This is a genomic window from Hydrogenophaga sp. (genome assembly GCF_018780385.1).
In the GTDB taxonomy this organism is placed as follows: domain Bacteria; phylum Pseudomonadota; class Gammaproteobacteria; order Burkholderiales; family Burkholderiaceae_C; genus Hydrogenophaga.
In genome coordinates this window covers 1-4,969 of the sequence record NZ_JADMJO010000158.1, presented here as the reverse complement: position 1 = coordinate 4,969, position 4,969 = coordinate 1, and the positions used below count along the sequence as shown (strand labels likewise).

At 62.3% G+C, this 4,969-nt stretch carries 5 protein-coding genes; 3 read left to right on the top strand and 2 right to left on the bottom strand.

Annotated features, from left to right (window positions below):
* Positions 1-200 precede the first annotated feature (200 nt).
* Complete coding sequence (locus IV113_RS25965) at positions 201-1,232, bottom strand: helix-turn-helix domain-containing protein (protein WP_291091309.1); 1,032 nt, start codon at positions 1,230-1,232, stop codon at positions 201-203.
* Between the two features lie 288 nt (positions 1,233-1,520).
* On the opposite strand from IV113_RS25965, the gene IV113_RS25960 reads away from it, so the two are divergent.
* Positions 1,521-2,291 (top strand): SDR family oxidoreductase, encoded by a 771-nt coding sequence (locus IV113_RS25960; protein ID WP_066084880.1) that lies wholly within the window; start codon positions 1,521-1,523, stop codon positions 2,289-2,291.
* A gap of 22 nt (positions 2,292-2,313) precedes the next feature.
* Here IV113_RS25960 and IV113_RS25955 read toward each other — a convergent pair whose 3' ends face one another.
* On the bottom strand, positions 2,314-3,342 hold the full coding sequence (locus IV113_RS25955) for an AraC family transcriptional regulator (RefSeq protein WP_066084138.1): 1,029 nt from the start codon (positions 3,340-3,342) through the stop codon (positions 2,314-2,316).
* A gap of 473 nt (positions 3,343-3,815) precedes the next feature.
* Between IV113_RS25955 and IV113_RS25950 the strand changes: the two genes are divergently transcribed.
* Together IV113_RS25950 and IV113_RS25945 are read left to right on the top strand one after the other, a co-directional pair.
* On the top strand, positions 3,816-4,517 hold the full coding sequence (locus tag IV113_RS25950; RefSeq protein WP_291091305.1) for a nitroreductase: 702 nt from the start codon (positions 3,816-3,818) through the stop codon (positions 4,515-4,517).
* A 157-nt stretch (positions 4,518-4,674) separates the two neighbouring features.
* On the top strand, positions 4,675-4,969 hold a 295-nt coding region (locus IV113_RS25945; protein ID WP_291091303.1), incomplete at its 3' end, for an acyl-CoA dehydrogenase N-terminal domain-containing protein.

Below are 4,969 nucleotides of genomic sequence, written 5' to 3'. Positions count from 1 at the left end.
AAGGTCTCGATGTCGCTGTCCATCCAGGGTTGGCGGTGCAGTTGCGGCAGCATGGAAGCGCTCCTCAGAAAGTTGGTACGGTGAAGGTTTGAAAACTTGGCCAGCAATGTGGCCCCGGGGTCATGCCCGCACACCCACAAGGGGGTAGCGAAGCGTCGAATCTCTGCGTTCTCAGTCTGTCTAGGGCATATGGTCGGTATTTAGCCCGTGCGCGTCTTGCCCGCCAGTGCATGGCAAGTTGACTTTGCGTGTGCAAGGGAAAACCCGGCCGACTCGACCATAGCAATGACGGAGCCGTGAGCAGTCATGTCGCGTGCATCGCTGGGCGACACCCCAAAGCGTTGTTTGAACGCGCGACAGAAGTGGCTGGTTGAGTTGAAGCCCCAGTGAAACGCGATCGCCGAGACCTGCAGGTGCCGGCAGGCCGGGTCGACGAGTGACCGCCAGCACGCTTGCAATCGGCTTTCCAGGATGTGGCCGACCACCGTGGTATCGCCCTGCGCAAACAGCGCATGAAGGTAACGCAGTGAAATGCCGTGCGCCGCGGCGATGCGTGCCGGACTCAGGTCATCCTCTTGAAAATGCTGGGCGATGTAGGCCAGTGCTCGTTCGCGCAACGCGGCCATGGTCGTGAATCGAGTGGTGCTCTCCGGCTCTGGCAGCGCAATATCCAGAAGCCCGATCACCATGCGGCATAGGGCGACGTGTGCGGAGGGCGGCACGGCGCCGATCTCCTTGGCCAACCCCATCAGGTGTTGGCTCAGCAGTGAGCCCACGCCTGTGTGGCTGTCAATGCGGCAGGCTGCGGGCGGCTGCTTGCGGCCCGGTAGATGCTCGCGCATGAGCTTCCAGGGAATCATCAACGACACGCTGTGGGTTCGTTCCAGCACCTCATAGTCTTGCCGCTGATCGGTACGCCAAAGGAACATGTCGCCCTCGCAGATTGGCGTGTCCCAATGCTGCAGCTGCACTCGACCGCCCAGGTTCAGCTGCAGCCCCAGGCAGAACTCATTGTCGAATGGCGAATGCCCAGGAGGAGACTGGGCGACGCAAGGACCGGTCACGGTGCATACCAAGGAGGCCCCGGCGAATTCGTGCCGCCGCAACTTCGCCCGGAATGCAGCTGCCTTCGCCGGGGAGGAAAGACTCCAGCGCTGGAAGGAGTCCTTGAGAATCGCTTCCGTCGCATCTATCCTGCCCTCAATGGGCGCACGGTCGATGGACCATTCCATGGGTGACTGTTGCAGCACTTGTCGTCTCCTGAATCTGCCCCCGGACGCCGCAGTCCATCGGGACCGGAGCGTCGACACCGTGGCGTGCATTCGTGCGGCGCTCAGGGTGCCCAAGGCATACAGGCAATCGTAGGCAGCGGTGCTTGGCGCGGCAATGACGGATGGTCTCGATCAACTGACAAGGCGCCTCTTTCGACGGATGGGGGGGGGCGAGGCAACCCCGCAGCCGAGCGGCCCTGCGCTAACCTCCCAGCATCGACGGCGAACTGAAGATGCAAGGAGACGATGATGGATCTGGGTGCAATGCTGGCAGGCAAGCGGGTGCTGGTCACGGGGGCCTCGTCGGGCCTGGGCGAGAACTTCGCCCGGCTGGCTGCTGGTTGCAAGGCTAAGGTGGTGATTGGGGCGCGGCGCAAGGCGCGGCTCGACAAGCTCGCCCAAGAGCTCGAAAAGCTCGGCTCGCCTCAGGTCACGGTGCTGGAAATGGATGTGGCTTCCGAGCAGTCCATCGACGACGCCTTCGCCGAGATAGACGCCTCGGGCACCATCCTCGACGTGGTGGTTAACAACGCCGGGGCTTCCAACGACGCCTTGTCGCTCACGCTGTCTGCGTCCGACTTCGACTCGCTGATGGAGACCAACGTGCGCGGCGTGTGGCTGGTGGCCGCGCGTGCCGCGCAGCGCTGGGTGGATGCGGGGCGGGGAGGCTCAGTCATCAACATCGCATCGATCCTGGGCGAGCGCGTGATGCTGGGCGCCATGCTGTATGCCACGTCCAAGGCTGCAGTCGTGCACATGACTAAGAGCCTGGCACTCGAATGGGCGCGCCACGGCATTCGCGTCAATGCCATCGAACCGGGCTACATCGACACCGAGATGACCGATGCCATGTGGGATACCGACCATGGCAAGGCGCTTATCAAGCGCATCCCGATGCGCCGCCTGGGTAAGCCGGAGGAGCTCAACGGTCTGTTCCTGCTGTTCGCGACCGAGGCCGGGTCGTGGATGACCGGCGCCTGCGTACCAGTGGATGGCGGGCATCTGTGCTCTTCGCTTTGAGTGCGACCGCGTCGAAGCAGCGCTACGTCTTTTGGGTGCGGGAACGATAGACACCTGGCGTGCTGCCGGTCCATGACTTGAAGGCCCGCTGGAAGGCAGTGCTGTCCGCGAACCCCAACTCGGCGGCGATGGCGCTCAGCGCGGCATCGGTGCTGGTCAACCGAATGATCGCCATGTCGCGCCGTAACTCGTCCTTCAGCACCTGAAATGACTTACCCTCCACGGCCAGATGCCTCTGCAGTGCGCTTACCGACATGTGCAAGCGCTGCGCGGCGATAGTCAGATCGGGCCACTCCGGGTTCGCTTGCTGCAATAGCGCGCGCACCCGCGCGCTAGCCGTCCGCTCAATCAGGCGCGGGCCGATCAGGTTGCCCGGTGCGGCGCGCAAAAAGGTCTGGAGCGCGGCGGTGTCACGGCGCATCGGCTGCGCGAATGCGGATGCCTCGAACCAGATCGCCGACCGCGCCTGCCCGAACCGCAACGTGCCTGAGAAGATTTGGGCATAGTCTGCAGCACACGGCGGTGTCTCGAAGGCGAAATCGAGCCCTCTGGGCACCAGCCGACCGCCGTGTAGCCATACCAGCAGACGCCAGAAGACGCGCAACAGCAGCCCTTGCAGGAAGTCGGAATGTTCGCCCGCAGCGCGGCGCACGTCCAGCGCAGCACCCTTGAGCAAGCCATCAGAGACGGGCACAAGCGACAGGTCGTCCTGCAGCAGGGTGAAGGATGCGCTCAAGCGCTGCAAGGCGGCTGCCAGCGTCTTGGCCCCGAGCGTAGAGCGAGCCATCAGCGCAAAGCTGCCGCAGCGCAACGGCCGACCGTGTAGATAGCCTAGGCATTCGTCGTCCAAGCTGTCCTTCACAGCACTGAAGAGTGCGATGTATTGCTCCATGGTCACACGCGACTGCTCCAGATGCAGCAGCGACTCGGCGATGCGGGCCTGCGCCAGAACGCCATCCAGCCAGGACTCGGTGGCCAGTCCTTTGCTGCGCGCGCCGTCGAGCAGGCCACGCACGGCGAAAACAGGAACCGTGACGACGGGTTTCAACATAGTTAAAGGGAGCAACGATAGCTTGCGCTGAATCCGAAATTACACCAATAAAGCTGCCCGCAAACCGATGAAACGTCGCTATGCCCCCGATCATCTTGCGCTTAGCAGAAGCTATGCACTACCAAAGTCATGGCATGGTTTGGCGATGGAATGACCCCAAGCCTACACCGAACAAGTTCGACTCGGGATGCAGCCAGCAAAGCGCTACTCATGATGCATCGCGTGGCCGCTCGCCACCCTTTCATGCGAACGTCCAACCGCTGTCAGCCGGGTTTTGCCTTGTGCATACAAAGTCAACTCGCCATGCACTGGCGGGCAAGACGCGTATGGGCCGAGTGCCCAGAATACCGCTTGTTAGTACACCCAGGAGACGCCCCATGGACGTTCGGCATCGATGTATTCGCACGAATGCTTCTTCGGCAACGGCATGTCGGTGTGCTTACCAGAATAGCTCAGCAACCAGGAGAGAGTGAATGTCTGTCTGCGCAGCGCCTTTGCGCGACATGCTGATTGATGCGGTGATCCGCGAACGTCGTTCCGTGCGCGCCTTTCTGCCGACCCCCGTGCCGCAAGAAGCGGTAGCCCAGATTCTGTCGGTGGCAGCCAGCGCGCCCAGTGGCACCAACACCCAGCCGTGGCAGGTTATTGCTGTGGCGGGCGAAGCGAGGAAGCGCTTGTGCGACCGTGTACTGCACGCCTTTCACCATGAAGAGGGAGAGCACCAGTCCGAATACGACATCTACCCGGCCGAGTTCTTCGAGCCCTACCTAACCAGGCGGCGCCGATGCGGTTTTGCTCTCTATGCCGCGGTCGGAATCTCCAAGGGAGAAACGGATGCCATGCGCGCCCAACATGCACGCAACTTTACCTTCTTCGATGCGCCGGTCGGTTTGATCTTCACCTTAGACCGGCGCATGGTGCAGAGCAGTTGGGTGGACTACGGGATGTTCTTGCAGAACATCATGCTGGCGGCCCGCGCACGAGGCCTGGATACCTGTTCGCAGATGGCTTGGGCCATATACCAGCGCCTTCTGGCTGAAGCCCTGCAAATCCCAGACAGGCAGATGGTGCTGTGCGGCATGGCACTGGGCTATGCCGACCCCGCGGCCGTGGTGAACCACGTGCGCACCGAGCGTGAGCCGGTCGACAACTTCGCACGCTTCAACGGCTTCTAGAAATCTTGTCATACCAAGTAATTGCTTCGTAAGCCGCCTGAGGAATTCAGCCGCCCTGAAGCGGTTGATCGACCGGGCCTTGTCCTGGTGGGTAGGGTCATACATGGATGTATGCCTTATGGGGCTGACGGGTTGAACCCACAAAGAGGAGTAATCAATGTCTACCTACGCCGCGCCCTTGCGCGACATGCTGTTCACGATAAAGGAAGTCGGAGGCCTGGATGCGATCTGTGCCCAGCCCGGCCATGAAGAAACCACGCCCGACCTGGTCGAGGCCATCTTGCAGGAGGCTGCCCACTACGCCACCGGCGTGCTCGGCCCGCTGAACCGCACCGGCGACGTGCAGGGCGCGCGCTGGCACGACGGCCAGGTCACGCCAGCCGATGGCTTTCGCGAAGCCTGGGCCAGCTTCTGCGAGAACGGCTGGAACGGCATGCCCGCTGCCACCGAAT